The sequence below is a fragment of the Streptomyces glaucus genome, assembly GCF_039533365.1.
In the GTDB taxonomy this organism is placed as follows: domain Bacteria; phylum Actinomycetota; class Actinomycetes; order Streptomycetales; family Streptomycetaceae; genus Streptomyces; species Streptomyces glaucus.
The window spans coordinates 1-17,826 of record NZ_BAAATK010000084.1 but is presented as its reverse complement, the minus strand read 5'-3'; the positions used below and the strand labels follow the sequence as shown (position 1 = coordinate 17,826).

General features: G+C 73.0%; 13 protein-coding genes. 4 read left to right on the top strand and 9 right to left on the bottom strand.

Annotated features, from left to right (window positions below; genetic code table 11):
• Positions 1 to 199 precede the first annotated feature (199 nt).
• The 5 genes from ABD363_RS31180 to glgA form a co-directional block, all read right to left on the bottom strand.
• The gene (locus ABD363_RS31180) at positions 200 to 1,684 is read right to left on the bottom strand and encodes an SDR family NAD(P)-dependent oxidoreductase (protein ID WP_344609680.1); all 1,485 of its coding nucleotides are present in this window, start codon (positions 1,682 to 1,684) and stop codon (positions 200 to 202) included.
• A 72-nt stretch (positions 1,685 to 1,756) separates the two neighbouring features.
• Entirely contained in the window at positions 1,757 to 3,124 is a 1,368-nt protein-coding gene (locus tag ABD363_RS31175) for a wax ester/triacylglycerol synthase family O-acyltransferase (RefSeq protein WP_344609682.1), read from the bottom strand.
• Between the two features lie 275 nt (positions 3,125 to 3,399).
• On the bottom strand, positions 3,400 to 6,015 hold the full coding sequence (locus tag ABD363_RS31170; RefSeq protein ID WP_344609678.1) for a PA14 domain-containing protein: 2,616 nt from the start codon (positions 6,013 to 6,015) through the stop codon (positions 3,400 to 3,402).
• Between the two features lie 205 nt (positions 6,016 to 6,220).
• Entirely contained in the window at positions 6,221 to 7,441 is a 1,221-nt protein-coding gene (glgC, locus tag ABD363_RS31165; RefSeq protein WP_344609676.1) for a glucose-1-phosphate adenylyltransferase, read from the bottom strand.
• A 50-nt stretch (positions 7,442 to 7,491) separates the two neighbouring features.
• The gene (gene glgA / locus ABD363_RS31160; protein WP_344609674.1) at positions 7,492 to 8,673 is read right to left on the bottom strand and encodes a glycogen synthase; all 1,182 of its coding nucleotides are present in this window, start codon (positions 8,671 to 8,673) and stop codon (positions 7,492 to 7,494) included.
• Between the two features lie 359 nt (positions 8,674 to 9,032).
• On the opposite strand from glgA, the gene ABD363_RS31155 reads away from it, so the two are divergent.
• A complete protein-coding gene (locus ABD363_RS31155; RefSeq protein ID WP_344609672.1) occupies positions 9,033 to 10,079 on the top strand; it encodes a DMT family transporter in 1,047 nt (348 codons plus the stop codon).
• Between the two features lie 4 nt (positions 10,080 to 10,083).
• On the opposite strand, the gene ABD363_RS31150 is transcribed toward ABD363_RS31155, so the two are convergent.
• Positions 10,084 to 11,331 (bottom strand): transglycosylase family protein, encoded by a 1,248-nt coding sequence (locus ABD363_RS31150; RefSeq protein WP_344609670.1) that lies wholly within the window; start codon positions 11,329 to 11,331, stop codon positions 10,084 to 10,086.
• Between the two features lie 320 nt (positions 11,332 to 11,651).
• Between ABD363_RS31150 and gndA the strand changes: the two genes are divergently transcribed.
• Positions 11,652 to 13,091 (top strand): NADP-dependent phosphogluconate dehydrogenase, encoded by a 1,440-nt coding sequence (gene gndA, locus ABD363_RS31145; protein ID WP_344609668.1) that lies wholly within the window; start codon positions 11,652 to 11,654, stop codon positions 13,089 to 13,091.
• Positions 13,092 to 13,621: 530 nt separating this feature from the next.
• Here the strand turns inward: gndA and ABD363_RS31140 are convergent.
• From ABD363_RS31140 to panD, 3 genes are read right to left on the bottom strand one after another with little or no spacing between them, the layout of a single operon-like run.
• Positions 13,622 to 14,314 carry an aspartate/glutamate racemase family protein gene (locus tag ABD363_RS31140; RefSeq protein WP_344609666.1) on the bottom strand — a complete coding sequence of 231 codons (693 nt, stop codon included), beginning with the start codon at positions 14,312 to 14,314 and terminating at the stop codon, positions 13,622 to 13,624.
• Between the two features lie 20 nt (positions 14,315 to 14,334).
• Positions 14,335 to 14,679: a GNAT family N-acetyltransferase gene (locus ABD363_RS31135; RefSeq protein WP_344609664.1), complete on the bottom strand. Its 345-nt coding sequence runs from the start codon at positions 14,677 to 14,679 to the stop codon at positions 14,335 to 14,337.
• Positions 14,680 to 14,706: 27 nt separating this feature from the next.
• A complete protein-coding gene (gene panD / locus ABD363_RS31130) occupies positions 14,707 to 15,126 on the bottom strand; it encodes an aspartate 1-decarboxylase (RefSeq protein WP_344609662.1) in 420 nt (139 codons plus the stop codon).
• Positions 15,127 to 15,736: 610 nt separating this feature from the next.
• Between panD and ABD363_RS31125 the strand changes: the two genes are divergently transcribed.
• Both ABD363_RS31125 and ABD363_RS31120 read left to right on the top strand, forming a co-directional pair.
• Positions 15,737 to 15,907 carry a hypothetical protein gene (locus ABD363_RS31125; RefSeq protein WP_344609660.1) on the top strand — a complete coding sequence of 57 codons (171 nt, stop codon included), beginning with the start codon at positions 15,737 to 15,739 and terminating at the stop codon, positions 15,905 to 15,907.
• A gap of 732 nt (positions 15,908 to 16,639) precedes the next feature.
• Positions 16,640 to 17,791 carry a hypothetical protein gene (locus ABD363_RS31120; RefSeq protein ID WP_344609658.1) on the top strand — a complete coding sequence of 384 codons (1,152 nt, stop codon included), beginning with the start codon at positions 16,640 to 16,642 and terminating at the stop codon, positions 17,789 to 17,791.
• The last annotated feature ends 35 nt before the right edge of the window (positions 17,792 to 17,826 follow it).

Below are 17,826 nucleotides of genomic sequence, written 5' to 3'. Positions count from 1 at the left end.
CGGGACACCGCCGTCCCGGGCCGATCCGCGCGACCACGCCCCGTGGACCGGCCCGGCTGCGCGGCCGCCCGGGGAAGCCGCCGGTCCGGTGCGGCGCGGGCGGCCGGTGCCGGTGGACGCCCGGGCGCCGCCGGTGGCGCCTGCGCCGGCCGGGGCCGTGTCCGGACCGGCACCCGGTCGCACCCGTTCGGCCCCGGGGTCACCACTTGCCGGGCGCGTAGTCCTTCAGGAAGACGCCGTACAGGTCCTCGCCCGCCTCGCCGCGCACGATCGGGTCGTAGACGCGGGCCGCGCCGTCGACCAGGTCGAGCGGGGCGTGGAAGCCGGCCTCGGCGAGGCGGACCTTGTCGGGGTGCGGGCGCTCGTCCGTGATCCAGCCGGTGTCGACGGCCGTCATCAGGATGCGGTCCTTGTCGAACATCTCCTGGGCGCTGGTGCGGGTGAGCATGTTCAGGGCGGCCTTGGCCATGTTGGTGTGCGGGTGGCCCGCCCCCTTGTAGCCGCGGTTGAAGACGCCCTCCATGGCGGAGACGTTCACGATGTACGTCCGGCGGGCCTCGGCGGCCGCCATCGCCGGGCGCAGGCGGCTGATCAGGATGAAGGGCGCCGTCGAGTTGCACAGCTGGACCTCCAGCAGCTCGACCGGCGTGACCTCCTCCACGGTCTGCACCCAGCTGTTGGTGTCGTGCAGGTCGGGGACGAGGCCGCCCGCGTCGATCGCCGTGCCGGCCGCGATGCGGTCCAGGGACGCGGAGCCGGAGACGAGCGCGAGGTCGGTGACGTCCTGCGCGGTGAGCGCGCCGCCCCCGGCGACCGGGAGCTCGGCGACCGCGCCGGAGCCGAAGGTGCCGATCACCTCGGCGGCGGGCAGTTCACCGGCGGGCAGCGGGGCGGACTCGGCGGCGAGCAGCTCGCCGTAGGCCTGCGGGGAGCGCCGTACCGTCTGGGCGGCGTTGTTGATCAGGATGTCGAGCGGGCCCGCCGCGGCCACCGAGTCGGCGAGGGCGACCACCTGGGCCGGGTCGCGCAGGTCGATGCCGACGATCTTCAGCCGGTGGATCCACTCGTCGCTGTCGGGCTGGGCCTTGAAGCGGCGGATGGCGTCGTTGGGGAAGCGCGTGGTGATGGTGGTGTGGGCGCCGTCGCGCAGCAGCCTGAGCGCGATGTACATGCCGATCTTGGCGCGGCCGCCGGTGAGCAGCGCGCGCTTGCCGGTCAGGTCGGTGCGGGCGTCGCGCTTGGCCCGGTTCTCGGCGGCGCACTTCTGGCAGAGCTGGTGGTAGAAGTAGTCGACCTCGACGTAGCGGGTCTTGCAGATGTAGCAGGAGCGGGGGCGCTGGAGTATCCCCGCGATCCGGCCCGGCTCCACCTTGGAGGAGGGCAGGACGCCCTCGGTCTCGTCGTCGATGCGGTCGGCGGAGCCGGTCGCGGTGGCCTCGGTGACCGCCCGGTCGTGGGCGGTCTTGGCGGCGCGGCGTTCCTGGCGGCGGCGCTGCTTGACCACGCGGTAGAGGTGCGAGGTGGCCCGCCGCACCTTGACGGCGTCGGGGTGGTCGACGTCCAGCCGGTCGAGTTCCTCCAGCACGCCGAGGCAGACGGCCAGGCGCTCCGGGTCGATGCCGGGGCCGTACGAGGGCGGGGTCGCCTCGTCCGTGACCTGCGGGCCGTCCTCTGTCACCGTCATCGCCGCTGCCGTTCCCTGTTCTGCCGTCGCGGCGCTCCTGCTCGCGCCCGCTGTCGAACGGGGGAGTCTACTTCAGCGCCGGGCCGGGCCGCCAAACCGTCCCGGTCCGGGGTCGCAGGCGGCGATCAGCGTCTCCACCTCCTCGGACAGGGCCGCGGCCAGCCGGTCGAGGTCCGGTACCGCCCGGCCGTCGGCGACCAGCCCGTAGTGGACCTGCCCGCGGTACGTCGAGACCGCCACCGCCAGGGAGTGGCCGGGGGCCAGCGGGGCGAACGGGAAGACCGCGGTGAGGGAGTGGCCGCCGAGCTTCAGGCCGAGGCTGGGCAGCGGCACGCTGGTGACGAGGATGTCGAACCAGAGCCGGGCCGCCTGGCCGACCAGGGGGCCGCCGAACCGGTGGCCGAGCGCGGGGACGTGGTCGGCGAGCAGGGCGACGGCCCCCGCGCCCCGGTGGGGTCCCGCCTCCTTGTTGCGGTCCATGGCGGTGCGGACCGCGGCCAGGCGGGCCAGCGGATCGGGGTCGTCGACGGGAAGCCGGGTCACGTACCCGGAGAGCCGGTTGCCCTGGGGGTGCGCGGTGCGCGGGCGGCGCCTGGAGACGGGGATCAGGGCGCGGGGCGCGACGCCCTCGCTGCCGTCGCCGCGCTCGTCCAGCCAGCGGCGCAGGGCGCCCGCGACGACCGCGATCAGGACGTCGTTGACGGTGCCGCCCTCGGCCTTGCGGATGCGGTGCACGTCGTCGAGGTCGACGACCACGCCCGCGGTGCGGCGGGTGCCGCTGGACTCGGCGGTGAGCGCGGGCGTGGACCGCACGTCCAGCGTGGACAGGGCGACGGAGGCGCCGATGTCCAGGGCGCGGCCCAGGTCGCAGACCGCGTCGCGCAGCATCTCCGGAAGGCGGCGCACGTCCGGCAGCGGACCGCGCGGGGGCGTCTCGGGGCGGGGCCCGGGCGCGGGCATGTCCATCGGGTCGAGGACGGCCGCGGCCAGGGTCAGCGCCCGCAGCCCGTCGGCCAGGGCGTGGTGGAACTTGAAGAGCACGGCGAACGACACGCCGTCCTCGCCGGGCAGCACATGGGCCTCCCACGGGGGCCGGCTCCGCTCCAGGGGGCGGCGCATGAGCCGGCCCGCCACGGCCTGGAAGTCGGCGGTGGGGGCGTGCAGCCGGACGTGGTCGAGGGGGTCGAAGTCCGGGTCGGGTTCGCGGGCCGCGCCGCCGAAGGAGAACGGCCGCACCGCGAGCGGCTGCCACACGTCCCGGATGCGCATCCGCAGTCCGGGCACGCCGGCGGCGCGGGCGGCGAGCAGGTCCGCCGCGTGCGCGCCCGCGGTGGGCGAGTGGGCCGAGAAGACCCCGAGCGCACCGAGGTGCATCGGATGCTCGGGCGACTCGATGTTCCAGAAGGCCAGATCGAGAGGGGCGAGCAGGTCGGAAGTCAATGGCTTGCCTCGCGTCGACGACGGATGGACGAGCATTCCACCGCTCCCCGCCGATCACGGTCAAGCACGACCATGCTACGCACAGTTAAAAATGGGTGAAGTCCCGCCCCCGGGACAAGGGCGGGACTCATGGGGCGTCTGAGGCGTCGCCGAGGCGGACGGCTCCGCCCCGGCCGGTCCGCCGCACCCGGACGGCCGTCAGCCGTCCGGGTGTCCGGGCGGCCGGACGGAGCACGGAGGGGCCGCCCGGACGGCGGGCGCCGCCGGAACCGGGGTCAGCTCGCCGGGCAGCCCGCGGGGGCCGGCCGCGAGGCGTCCCGGATCAGCGCCTCGTGGGCCGCCTTCAGCCGCTGGACGTCCGGCTTGAGGACCGCGCGGTCGTAGGTCACCAGGCCGTTCAGCTCGCCCTCCACGTCCGCGATCTGGGTGTAGACGGCGCCGTTGCTGCCCCGGCAGACCAGGGCGCGCACCTCCTCCAGCTTGGTCAGGTAGTCGTCGGTGTAGGTCGCCGGGTCGACGTCGACGTAGGACTGCTGCACGGACCAGGCGTGCCCGGGCACCGCGAGGCCCAGGCCGCCGTACTCGCCGCTGACCAGGGCGCGCCGGCCGTCGGGGCGGGGCGGCAGGGCGGGGCTGGGGTAGCCGTGCTCGTCCATGATGTCGCCGGCGCCTCCGTCGGCCCCGAGGTTGAGCCCGGACTGGTTGTTGACCAGCCGGGTCGGGTCCCAGGCCTTGGCCTGCTCGGCGACGCGGCCGACGTCGTACTGGCCCCAGCCCTCGTTGAAGGTGACCCACATGACGACCGACGGGCTGCTGACGTGCTCGTCGATCATCTCCTTCAGCTCGCGCTCGTACTGGGCGCGCGCCTCGGCGCTCGGGTCGACTCCCGCGGTCATCGCGGGCATGTCCTGCCAGACCAGCAGGCCCAGCCGGTCGGCCCAGTAGAACCAGCGGTCGGGTTCGACCTTGATGTGCTTGCGCACGGAGTTGAAGCCCAGGCGCTTGTGCAGCCTCAGGTCGTACGCCAGGGCCTCGTCGGTGGGCGCGGTGTGCAGGCCGTCCGGCCAGAAGCCCTGGTCGAGGGTGGCCATCAGGAACACCGGCTCGCCGTTGAGGACCGTGCGCGGCATGCCGTCGACCTGTTCCACGGCGATGGAGCGCATCCCGAAGTAGCTGCCGACGCGGTCGGCGCCGACGGTCACCCTCAGGTCGTACAGGAACGGGTCGTCGGGGGACCACAGGCGCGGGTTCTCGATGGTCAGGGTCAGCGGCCGGCCGGTGCGGCCGTGCGCCGTGGCGACCTTGCGCTTGCCCGCGTACGCCGTCGCGGTGACGGGGACGCCGTCGCGCACGCCCCGCGGTTCGACGGTCAGGGTGCCCGCGCCGGCGTCGGGGGTGAGCTTGAGGGAGTCGACGTGGTCGGGGGCGACCGGTTCCATCCACACCGTCTGCCAGATGCCGGAGGACGGGGTGTACCAGATGCCGCTGGGGTCGAGGCGCTGCTTGCCCAGGGGCGGGTTCTCGCCGCCGGCCGCGTCGGTGGGGTCGTACACGCCGACGATCAGCTCCTGGGTGCGGCCGGGCTTCAGCGCGTCGGTGATGTCGGCGCCGAACTTGTCGTAGCCGCCCTTGTGCTCGGTGACCTTGGTGCCGTTGACGTACACCTCGGCCTGCCAGTCGACGGCGCCGAAGTTCAGCTGCAGGCGCCGGCCGGAGCCGATGTGCCAGTCGGCGGGGACGGTGAAGGTGCGGCGGTACCACATGCGGTCCTCGTGCCGCTGGACGCCGGAGAGCTGGGACTCCACCGGGTACGGGACGAGGATGCGCTCGGCCAGCGTCCGGCCGGTGGGCGGCCGTTCGCCCGCCCGCGCCGGGGCGAACTGCCAGCGGCCGTTGAGGTTGCGCCAGTCGCCGCGGGTCAGCTGCGGGCGCGGGTACTCGGGGTGGGCGTTGTCCGGTCCGACCTCGTCGGCCCAGCGGGTGCGCAGCTCGTAGGTGGAGCGGTTGACGCCGCTGCTCAGGAACGCGTCCACCGGATCGCCGTCGGCGGCGGTCAGGCCGCCCTGCCCGTCGTAGCGGATGTCGGCGGTGCCGCGGGCGGTGCCGGTCCGGTTGCCGACGACCGGCTCGCCGAGGGTGACCAGCAGCGCCCTGGGGTCGGCCGGGTCGGGCTCCGCCGTCCTCAGGGGCCACTCGGCGCCGCCGATGACGGCGTGGAGGTGGTCGGTGAGACCGGCCGGCGGGGTGGCCAGCGGCTGCGGGAAGTCGAGCTTCAGGGTGCGGCCGGAGGCCAGGACGGTGGCGGCGAGGGCGCCGTCGTAGTCGAAGCCGTCGGGGAGGCGGAAGGCCGACTGGGGCACGGCTTCCTTGGTGCCGCCGGGTTCGGTCCAGCGCAGGTGGAGGTTGGAGCCGCCGTAGTGCTCGAAGTACTCGACCTTGATGTCGTGGGCGCGGCCGGCGGTCAGTTCGACCGGCTCGGCCGTCTGTTCGCGGTCCCAGTCGTCGACCCAGTGGTCGATCGCGAGCCGGCCGTCGATCCACAGGCGGAAGCCGTTGTCGCCGATGATCGAGAAGGTGTGGGCTCCGGTCCGCTCCGGCACGATCTTCCCGGTCCAGCGGACGCTGACGTCGTCCGACCGGCCGGTGGTGACGTTCAGGCGCGGCTCCAGGTTGTCGAAGTCGAGGTGCGGGTCGAAGGCGGTGGCCTTGAGTTCGTGGAAGTCGAAGGCGCCGGGGGCGGACTGGGTGTAGTACTCGCCCTTCAGGCCGTGGATCTCCACCGGGTCGTCCTCCGCCGCGGTCGCGGTCGGGCCGGTCGCGGTCAGTCCCGCCAGGCCCAGGGCGGCGGCCAGGAGCACCGCGAAGCGGTTCCCGGGTCGTCTGGTGCGCACGAATCCTCCATGGTGAGGAAGGTGACGGCTCGCTGCTCGGTACTCGGTGTGTCCCTGTGTTGCGTTCTGTGCGGTATGTACGGCCGTACAACGTTGTCATGCACAGCACTTGGCATAACAGCACGGATTCCGCCGTCCGTCCAGGGACATGACAAAGACCCCGGCGGTCACCGACCGACCGGGGTCCGGACACCGCCGTGCGCGGCTACGGGACCCGCTGGCCCTTGCCCAGCGCGATCACCCCGTTCCGGGACACCGTGTACAGCTCCGCGTCCCGCTCCGGGTTGACGCCGATCGTCGCGCCCGGCGGCACCTCGACGTTCTTGTCCAGCACCGCCCCGCGCACGACCGCGCCCCGGCCGATGTGCACGTTGTCGTGCAGCACCGAGCCCTGCACCACCGCCCCGGGGTCGACCACGACCCCCGGCGACAGCACGGACCGCGTGACCTGCCCGCGGATCAGACACCCCGCGCTGATGATCGACTCGCTGGCGATGCCGCCGGCGTTGAACCGGGCCGGCGACAACTGGCCGGAGTGGGTGTAGATCGGCCACTGGCGGTTGTAGAGGTTGAAGGCGGGGCGCTCGGCGATCAGGTCCATGTGGGAGTCGTAGTACGCGTCGAGGGTGCCCACGTCCCGCCAGTAGCCCTGGTCGCGGGTGGTCTCGCCGGGCACGTGGTTGTCGCTGAAGTCGTACAGGGCGGCCTCGCCGCGCTCGGTGAGCTGCGGCAGGATCGAGCCGCCCATGTCGTGCACGGACCGCTCGTCCTCGGCGTCCCGCTGGAGCGCCTCGATCAGCGCCTTGGTGGTGAAGATGTAGTTGCCCATGGAGGCGAAGACGCACTCGGGGTCGTCGGCGAGGCCCGGCGGGTCGGCGGGCTTCTCCAGGAACCCCTCGACGGTCCGCCCGTCCGAGCCCGGGGTGATCACGCCGAAGGACGCCGACTCGGCGCGCGGCACGCGGATTCCGGCCACGGTCACGCCCGCGCCGGACTCGATGTGCTGGGCGAGCATCTGGCGCGGGTCCATGCGGTAGACGTGGTCGGCGCCGAACACCGCGACGTACTCGGGCCGCTCGTCGTAGACGAGGTTGAGCGACTGCAGGATCGCGTCGGCGCTGCCCAGGTACCAGCGCGGGCCGAGGCGCTGCTGGGCCGGGACCGGGGTGATGTAGTTGCCGAGCAGGCTGGACATGCGCCACGTGGTGGTGATGTGCCGGTCCAGCGAGTGCGACTTGTACTGGGTCAGCACGCAGATGCGCAGGATGTCGCCGTTGACGAGGTTGGACAGGACGAAGTCGACCAGGCGGTAGGTGCCGCCGAAGGTGACCGCGGGTTTCGCGCGGTCCGCGGTCAGGGGCATCAGACGCTTGCCCTCTCCGCCCGCCAGTACGATGCCGAGCACCGAAGGACCACCACGACGCATGGCCGCTCCCCTCAACCGGTTGACCCATGCCTGCCCCTGAGCAGGGCCCACTAAGCCTGTTCGGGGATCTCCCTCCGTCGCCGGGGCCGGGCGAGGACCTCCTCGTAGAGCCTGACCGTGCGGCGGGCCACCGCGTCCCAGCCGAACTCGTCCACCGCGCGCTCCCGGCCCGCCTCGCCCATCCGCCGGGCGGTCTCCGGGTCGCCGAGGACTTCGTCCAGCGCCCGCGCGAGCCCCGCCTCGAAGTCGTCGTCCACGTCGACGAGTACCCCGGTCCGGCCGTCCGCCACGACCTCGGGGATGCCGCCGGTCCGGGAGGCCACGACGGGCGTGCCGCAGGCCATCGCCTCCAGGTTGACGATGCCGAGGGGTTCGTACACCGAGGGGCACACGAAGACCGCGGCGTGGGTGAGGAGCTGGATCACCTCCGGGCGCGGCAGCATCTGCGGGATCCAGTGCACGCCCGCGCGGACCCGGCTCAGCTCGGCGAAGAGGTCGCGGAACTCCCGGTCGATCTCGGGGGTGTCGGGCGCGCCCGCGCACAGCACGACCTGCGCGGCCGGGTCGATGTCCCGGACCGCGCGCAGCAGGTGCGGCACGCCCTTCTGGCGGGTGATGCGGCCGACGAACAGCACGTACGGGCGGGAGCGGTCCAGGCCGATCCGGTCCAGCGCGCCGGTGCCGTGGTCGGGCCGGTACAGGGTGGTGTCGATGCCGTTGTGCACGACGTGGACCCGGTCCTTCCCCAGCGCCGGGTAGCAGGCGAGGATGTCCTCGCGCATGGCGCCGGAGACGGCGATCACGGCGTCGGCGGCCTCGATCGCGGTGCGCTCGGCCCAGCTGGACAGGGCGTACCCGCCGCCGAGCTGCTCGGCCTTCCAGGGGCGCAGGGGCTCCAGGGAGTGGGCGGTCACCACGTGCGGGATCCCGTACAGCAGCTTGGCGAGGTGGCCGCCGAGGTTGGCGTACCAGGTGTGCGAGTGGACCAGGTCGCGGCCCTCCAGGGCGGCGGTCATGGCGAGGTCGACGGAGAAGGTACGCAGCGCGTCGTTGCCGCCGTCCAGGGCGGACCAGGGGCGGTGGCGCAGCACGCCCTCGGCGCGGCCCTCGCCCCAGCAGTGCACCTCCAGGTCGACGAGGGGCCCGAGTTCCCGCGCGAGGAACTCTACGTGGACGCCCGCGCCGCCGTAGACGTCCGGCGGGTACTCCCGGGTCAGCAGTCCCACTCGCACCCGGAACCTCCCGTGTCGGCGTGCTGGTCCCTTCATGGTCACTCAGATGTGACGCGCGGGGAAGAGCGCGGGGCTCGCGGGAAGCCGCGATCGCCCCGGACGCCCTCCCGCGGGCGCCCGGCGGCCGTGCCCGCCGGGCGGTCGTACCGGGCCCCCGAGGGATGGGGCCGGGGCTGCGGGGCACCCGTCACCCACCTTGGGGAGGACGGGCGTTGCCTCGTTACTCCATCGGCAGTAGGACGCAATGAGTGCTCAGGGACGACGACAGGGAGAGACGGGAGCGGCATCGTGTGGGTCATGGAAGCCGACCGTTCGCCCCGCCGGGCCCAGGGCCCCCGCCGCCCGCGAAGGAGCAGCCGATGAGCGCCCTCGCGTCGTCCGTCCTGCTGTCGCTCGTCTCCGCCGTGGCGTACGCGGGCGGGGCGATCGTGCAGGAGCGGGTCGCGGTGTCCTGCCCCGACCGGCCGTACGCGCCGCTGCGCCGGCCGGGCTGGTGGGCGGCGGTCGCGCTCAACGGCCTGGGCGGTCTGCTGCACGTGGTGGCCCTCGCCTACGGCCCGCTCAGCCTGGTGCAGCCGCTGGGGGCGCTGACCATCGTGTTCGCGCTGCCCATGGCGGCGCTGTTCGTGGGCCGCGGGGCGGGAGCGACGGCCTGGCGCGGCGCGATCATGGCGACGGTGGGCCTGGCGGGGCTGCTGTCCCTGGTCGGCACGTCCGGCGCGCAGTCGCTGGACACCGGCCGACGGGTGGCCGTCGGCCTCGTCACCGCCGGTGCGGTGGCGGCGCTGATGATCGCCGGCCGCGCGGCGCACCGGCACCCGGCGGTGCGCAGCATCCTGCTCGCGGTCGCGTCCGGCACGGCCTTCGGCATGTCGTCGGTGTTCACCAAGACGGTGGCGGTCGACTGGACCGGCGGGGTGTCCGCGGCGGACCTGCCGTCGCTGGCCGCGATCGGGGTCTTCGCGACGGCCGGCCTGCTGCTGTCGCAGGCCTCCTACCGGGGTGCGGGCCTCGCGGCTCCGCTGGCCGCGCTGACCGTGGTGAACCCGGTGGTGGCGGCCGTCGTCGGCATCACCATGTTCGGTGAGACCTTCCGCTACGGCACGACCGGCACCGTGCTCGCCCTGGGCTGCGGCGTGGTGGCGGCGGGCGGGCTGATCCTGCTGACGACGGAGCGGATCGCGCGTACGGAGCGGGAGTCCGCGGCGTCGGACGAGCCCGCGCCGGCGCCGCCGCCCGGGCAGCCGGCAGCCGGGGAGGTCCTCCGGCCGGCCCGGGCGCCGGCGGCCCCGGAAGCCGTGTACGGGGACCGGGACCCGGCCCGCGCCGGGGAGTTCGCGCTGCCCTGCGCGCCGTTCCACGGCGGCCCGTGCGTCCCGGTGTCCGTCCTGGACCGGCGCCGGTAGCGGGTCAGATCGTGACGCCGCCGGCCCGAAGATAGGCCAGCGGGTCGACGTCCGTGCCGAAGCCGGGGCCCGTGCGCACCTCGAAGTGCAGGTGCGGGCCGGTGCTGTTGCCGGTGGATCCCGAGCGGCCGATGCGCTGCCCGGCGCTCACGGCCTGCCCGGCCCTCACGGAGATCGCCGACAGGTGCGCGTACTGGGTGTAGCGGCCGTCGCCGTGCTGGATCACCACTTCGTAGCCGTACGAGCCGCCCCAGCCGGCGCTCACCACCCGGCCCGCCCCGGCCGCCCGCACCGAGGTGCCGGTGGCCACGGGGAAGTCGACGCCCGTGTGGTAGCCCTTCGACCAGGAGGAGCCCGCCTGGTGGTAGGGCGTGCCCGTCGGGGCGTCGACGGGCGCCACCAGCCGGTCGCCCGTGGTGTTCTTCTTCGCGCTCTTCGAGGAGGACGACGACGAGGAGGAGGACGACGAGGGCTTTCCCGACGGCTTCGCCGACTTCTGCGGTTTCGACGTCTTCGGCGGTTTCGACGTCTTCGGCGGCCGGGAGGCCTTCGGCGGGCCGGTCGTCCCGGCCGCGCCCTCGCCGCTCAGCCTCAGCCGCTGGCCCGGCAGGATGAGGTCGGGGTCCGGCCCGATCGTGGAGCGGTTGGCGGCGTACAGGCCCCGCCAGCCCTCCTCGACCCGCTCGGCGTTCGCGATGCCGGACAGCGTGTCGCCGGTGACGACCGTGTACATCTCGGTCCTGCCCGCCCGGGACTGCGGGGTGGTCTGCGGCCGTACGTCCTCGACGGAGCTCCTGGCCCGGCTCTCGCCGCTCCGGGTGCTCCCGGCGCTCTTGCGGGGGGTGTCCGCGGGACGGATGTCGGGGGTGCCGCCGTCCCGGGTCAGTCCGGCGCGTTTCGAGCACGCCGGCCAGGCTCCGGGTCCCTGTCCGTCCAGCACCTTCTCGGCGACGGCTATCTGCTGGTCCTTGTCGGCCAGGTCCGCGCGCGGCGCGTACGCCCTGCCGCCGTACGCCTCCCAGGTGGACTGGGTGAACTGCAGTCCGCCGTAGTAGCCGTTGCCGGTGTTGATGCTCCAGTTGCCGCTGGACTCGCAGGCGGCGACCTTGTCCCAGGTCTGCACGTCGGCCGCGTGAGCGGTACCGGTGCCGATGAGCGGGAGGGCCATACCGGCCCCGCTCGCCGTGACGGTGAGTGACGCGCGGTTGATCCTGTTCGGCTGATACCGGCGGTGCCGGCCGCGTACGGCCATGACGCTCCCCCTCGACATGCGGCAGGAGGGGCAAAAGTAAGCGCTGCGAACAGGCCGTGGCAAGACGGCTGTCGGCCGCCCGGGGACGCCAAATGGCCGGGATCCGGCCCCTGTTGCGCGACCCGCTCGGCGGCCGGGCGGCGCGGACGGCGTGCGCGGCGGTGAGTGCGCCGGGGCTCCGCGCCCGTATCCGCCGGGGCGGTCGCGCACCCGGCCTGGACATGCGGACGGCATGGCGGCACGCCAGGATGGACGGGCCAGCCATACTGGCGGTCACGAGCGGCACCACCGACACCGAGGTCACTAGGAGCCACGTTCATATGAGCACTTCAGCCCAGATCGGCGTCACGGGTCTCGCGGTCATGGGCCGCAACCTCGCCCGCAACTTCGCCCGCAACGGCTACACGGTCGCCGTCCACAACCGGACGGCGTCGCGCACGCACGCCCTGGTGGAGGAGTTCGGCGGCGAGGGCGACTTCGTCGCGGCCGAGACCGCCAAGGAGTTCGTGGCGGCGTTGGAGCGGCCGCGGCGCCTGGTCGTCATGGTGAAGGCCGGTGAGCCGACCGACGCGGTGATCCAGGAGTTCGCGCCGCTCCTGGAGCCCGGCGACATGATCATCGACGGGGGCAACGCGCACTTCGCGGACACCCGGCGCCGGGAACGGGAGCTGCGCGAGCAGGGCATCCACTTCGTCGGCACCGGCATCTCCGGCGGTGAGGAGGGCGCGCTCAACGGGCCGAGCATCATGCCGGGCGGGTCGCGGGAGTCGTACGAGTCGCTCGGGCCGATGCTGGAGAAGATCTCCGCGAAGGCCGCCGACGGGGCGCCGTGCGTGACGCACGTCGGCCCGGACGGCGCCGGCCACTTCGTGAAGATGGTGCACAACGGCATCGAGTACGCCGACATGCAGCTGATCGGCGAGGCGTACCAGCTGCTGCGCGACGTCGCCGGGTACTCCCCCGCCGAGATCGCGGACATCTTCCGCACCTGGAACACCGGCCGGCTGGACTCCTACCTGATCGAGATCACGGCGGAGGTCCTGTCCCACGTGGACGCGGCGACGGGCAAGCCGTTCGTGGACGTCGTGCAGGACCGGGCGGAGCAGAAGGGCACCGGCCGCTGGACGGTGCAGATCGCCCTCGACCTGGGCGTGCCGGTGTCCGGCATCGCCGAGGCCGTCTTCGCCCGCTCCCTGTCCGGGCACACCGGGCTGCGGGAGGCCTCGCGGGGGCTGGCCGGGCCGAAGGCGGCCCCGCTGAGCCCGTCGGAGGCCGGGGCCTTCGCCGACCGGGTGGAGCAGGCGCTGTACGCCTCGAAGATCGTGTCGTACACGCAGGGCTTCCACGAGATCGCCGCGGGCAGCCAGGAGTACGGCTGGGACATCGACCTGGGGGCCGTCTCCGCGATCTGGCGCGGCGGCTGCATCATCCGCGCCGCCTTCCTGGACCGGATCCGGGCCGCGTACGACGCCCGGCCGGACCTGCCGAGCCTGCTGGCGGACGAGACGTTCGCGCAGGAGATCGCCGCCGCGCAGGACGACTGGCGGGAGGTCCTGGTCGCCGCGACCCGGCAGGGCGTGCCGACACCGGGCTTCGCCGCGGCGCTCGCCTACTACGACGCCCTGCGCGCCGAGCGGCTGCCGGCCGCGCTCACCCAGGGGCAGCGGGACTTCTTCGGCGCGCACACCTACCGGCGGACCGACCGGGACGGGTCGTTCCACACGCTGTGGGGCGGGGACCGGTCGGAGGTGCCGGCGTAGGACCGGGACGGGCCGGGCCCGCGCCCGGCCCCCGGGATCGGTCAGCGGGGGCGGGGCGGTGGGCGGCGGCGGTGCCGCCCACCGCCCTCGTGCCGTGCGGCGGCGGTGCCGTGGGCGGCCGCCGGGCCGCTCCCGGCCCATGGGGTCGTCCCCGCCGGCCGGCGGGCACGCCCCGGCCGGCAGGGACGTCCTCGCCTCCCGCCGCCGGCTCAGGACAGCGGCGGGCCCGGTTCGGGGTTCGGGACCGGCTCCGGGCCAGGGGGGATCGGGGACGGTGAGGGCTCCGGCGGCGGGCCCGGGTGCGGCGGGGCCGGCGGCGGGGCGGGTTCCGGGCCCGGGGGCGGCGTGGGGTTCGGCGGCGGGGTCGGGTCCGGGCCGGGGGGCGGCTCCGGGGGCGGGACCGGGTGCGGCTCCGGGTGCCGGGGATCGGGGCCCGGCGTGGGCCCCGGCTGCACGGGGTCCGGGTACGGGTTCGTCATGATGTGTCCTCCGGCCAGTCGGTCGACTTCGGCTCTGGACTACTGCCCCGCCTACCCGGCGGCCGCGGCCCCACTCACCCCCGGGCATGAACGAGGGGGGCCGGGTGGCCCCGTCCGGGCCGCCTCCGCGGCGGCCGCCAGTCCCCGGCGGGGACTGGACAGCACCGGGACCGCGGCCGTCGTCAGCCGCCCGGCCGGGGCCATGGAGGCCTGGGCGAGGACGATCGCGTCGGCGCCGGTGACGGCGTCCGCGGCGGACGCCACCAGGCGTACGTACTCCTCGGTGTCGCCCGCCGCGAAGCGGGCCCAGGCGCCGTCGACCAGACGGGTCCGCACCCGCGCGGGACGCCCCGCGCGGCGGGCCTCCTCCCCGATCAGCGCCACTGTCGGCCCGAGCGTGCTCTCCAGCGCGGCGAGGACGACGACACGCGGGCCGGCCGCCACCGCGGCGGCGGCCATCGGCCGGTCGACGCGCAGTACCGGCACCCCGGCCCCGGCGGCGCCCGCCTCCGCGACACCGCCGAGGGTCGAGCAGGTGCACAGCACGGCCCGCGCGCCGTCGGCCACGGCCCGCCGCAGCACGGCCCGGACCTTCCGCGCCACCGCGTCCGGGCCTGCGCGGCGGGCCCGGTCCAGCAGCTCCTCGTCGACGAGGTGCCGCAGTTCCAGGCCCGGGCGGATCTCGTCGCGCAGGGCGTCGAAGACGGGGACGTGGACGGGCGAGGTGTGCAGCAGGGCCAGCACGCGGGCCGCCGGTCCGTCGCTCAGAACCGGCCGGGGTGCGCCTTGAGCCACGCCTTCGCCGCCCGCAGCAGCTCCGGATCGGCCGCCGGGGCCTCGTCGGGATGGCGTTCGGCCCACTTGACGACGTACGGGCACAGCGGGGCGACGGGGACGCCCTCGCGCGCGGCGGTGGCGTACAGCTCCCGGGCCAGCGAGCCCGCGATGCCCTGCCCCTCGTGGGCGGGTTCCACGAGGGTGTGCACGGGAACGAGGGCGCGGGCGGCGCCGTCGAGGACGAAGTACTCGATCCGGCCGACGACTTCGCCGTCGCCGACGGCCTCCAGGCGGCCCGCCGCCCGGTCGTCGCGGATCTCGGTCTGGCTCACGGGCACGCTCCTGGTCCGTTCGCGGTGTCAGGCCGACACGGCCTGCGGGCTGCGTTCCTGGTCCGAGCCCGGCACCGGCTCGGACGGATCGGCGCCCAGGGCCACGATGCGGTTGTCGCGGTCGACGTGCACGACCCGCGGCTTCAGCGCGCGGGCCTCGGCGTCGGTGACCTGAGCGTAACTGATGATGATCACCAGGTCACCGGGGTGGACGAGGTGGGCGGCGGCCCCGTTGATCCCGATCACCCCCGAACCGCGTTCGCCTTCGATGACGTACGTCTCCAGCCGGGACCCGTTGGTGACGTCGACGATGTGCACGAGCTCGCCGGGCAGCAGGTCGGCGGCGTCCAGCAGATCGGCGTCGATGGTCACCGATCCCACGTAGTGCAGGTCGGCCTGGGTGACGGTGGCGCGGTGGATCTTGGACTTGAACAGAGTGCGCAGCACTTTGGACTCCTAGAGGGCGGCTCCCCGCCTGCTTTCTGCAGGTCAGGGGCATCCCTTACTGTACATCGGCATGCCTTCGGCTCGAAGACCTCTAGGAAAATCGTGCGTTGCTGTGACCAGGCTTCCCGCCTGCGTATTTCTGTGCCCGACAGGCGCCGCGAAGCCACCGACCAGGCGCACCCGCGAGGAACCGTACGGAACTGATGCTGAGTGGATGCTGACTTACCTGACGACTCATCAGACATGTCGAGAGTCGACGACATAGAGACTGCTCGGGGGCAACTCGATCCCGGCTCGCAGGCGAATGCGAGAGCGGGACGGGAGAGCCGACCAGCACGCTTCCCCACCACCACACGATCGAGCGCTTCCGCGTCATTTCCCCTCTTCGCCATGCCCAAAGCGCATGACAGTCTCGGATGACAACGGTTACGGGTGCGAAAGATGTTCACCTGGTTTTCCGTGGCCCATCGGCCCCCAACTCGTCCATGAAGTGCCAAACTCGTCGTCGCAGAGCTGGTCGCCACCGCCGTCCTGCATGGCCGCTGCTTCCGGCTCCCGGCGTCCTCGCCCCGACCGCCCCCCGCCTCCGCATCAAGGTCAGAACGCCTGCTTGGACCTCCACCCGCGACCCCTCCCGGCGAACACCGAACCCGACGCGCTCCAGACCGGTGACCGTGACCTGGCGCTTCTTGCCGCCCTCGCCGACCATTGGGACACCGTCCCCCACCCGCCCTGCGGCAAGATCGTCCGGGCGGTGCTGACGACGCCGGTCGAAGCATGACGCACATGGCTTCGCCCTCGCCCCGTCGCGGGAGCCGGAAGGGCTACCCACTCACCGCCGGTAACACCAGATCTGCCGCAACCGCAGAGCCTCCACGGCCCGATGAGTCTCGAGCTCCGCATCAGGGACGGGCTCCCGGCCGAGACCGAGGCGCACCTGGCGATAGAGCCGGTGCGGAGCGGCTACGGAATTGTCGACCAGTGTGGACAGAAGCGGCTCGTCAGCCGGTGTGCCCCGGTCCGCCACGATAAGCAACGCGACCTGGTCGTCGGGGTGCAGGAACGGGAGCTGCCCACCCGCCCGAAGACGGAGGTCGCCCCAGTTCAGGGGAGTGTCGTCTGCGCGGGCCAGTTTTCGAGGATGTTACGGACCGTGGGGGCCAGCTTCTCGATCCTCTCGGCCGGCAGGCGGTCGTCCTGCGGTGGCTCGGCGGTGCGTCCCGTCCGCGCCGATGCGTTCCGCGAGGCGGCCGCCTGGGCGGAGCGCTCGGCGGACCAGCTATTCCCCCTGGTGATGGGAACTGGTCGGAATCCTGAAGGGGTGATCACTGCAGGTTGCTGACCTGGCCTCTGCGTGATGGGTGGCGATGGAGCGCGACGGTCTTGATCGGGTGTTCTGCGGACTGTGTGCGGACTGGACAGGGATTGATGCGATGTATCGCTGCACGGTTGACGACGCACCGCTACGGTGAGCCGTGCGGCCACTGATAGCACAACGCCCACCGAGGAATACATGAACGAGTCTGTTGCCCCGGATGCTGCTGCTCGGTCCGAGGGCGAGGCGGCATCTGAGCCCTTCGCTGCTCCCCAGGATGCGGCCGCCGGAGGCGCCATAGCCGCAACCGGTGAAAGTGCGCGAGGATCGAGCACCTACGCGACGGGTGGCGGTGGTATTTCGTTCGCGCATCGCGTCGCGGCCGTCTATCTCGCTGGCATGTTGACCGGTGTACGACGGACGGAGGTATCTGAGCTGCCGGTCCGGAGAGTGTCGTTCCAAACTGGTCCGGCGCATCCGGTAGATGACCTTCTTGTTGAGTGCGGTGATGAGTCAGGCGAGGTCACCCTTGCCGTGGCATGCCGCGCAACGCCGGACTTCGTCCCGAGCCATGACGAGACGGTGAAGCTCGTCGGGTCGCTGCTTTCCGAAGTCGAAAGGTTCGACACAGACACTCACCAGGTCGCCGCCGCAACCGCCGGCCGGTCCAATCAGTGGGACCATCTCGCAACGCTTTGCGATATCGCGCGGGTCCATGCCGACCCGGAGTCATTCCAAGCGTCCATGGACGTCGACGGACGCTGGTCGAAGCCGGTGCGTGAGCGGCAGAAGCACTTCCTGAAGGTGGTCGAGAAGGTCGTCGAAGACGGCACAGCACCGAAAGAGGTCCTGCGGCTGGCGTGGCGGCTGCTTGGTCGGCTGCACATCCTCAGTTTCGCGGTCCAGAGCCCGGACGAAAATGACCGCGCGGCGGTCGCAACGTCGCTGGACGGCGTGGCCTCAGCTGCCACCGACGGAGTGGTTGTCCGAAACCAGCTCGAGGTCGAGGCGACCCGCTACGACGCGACGGGCGCCGTGGTGGACCTCAAGGTACTTCGCCGCGACATGCACGTGCTCTTGGACTCGGCGGCGACTCGAAGCCGACACGCGTGGTCGGTGCTCACTGAACAACGCAAGCTGGCTGTTGCCCGTGTGCGGACCACGATCGGTGATGAGGCATCTGGCGGGCCGGTCGAGATCTCGTTCGCCGACCGCCGCGAGCAACTCGCTGGGGTCCTGCGCGAGGCAGGTACTCGTGTTTCGACTCTGCTGGTGTCCGGGAAGTCGGGCATCGGTAAGAGCGCGCTGACGCTGTCGGCCGTCGAAGAGTTACTGAGGTTGAACTCGTGATGTCGTGCTGGTCAGGCGGGTCTGATGATCAGGCC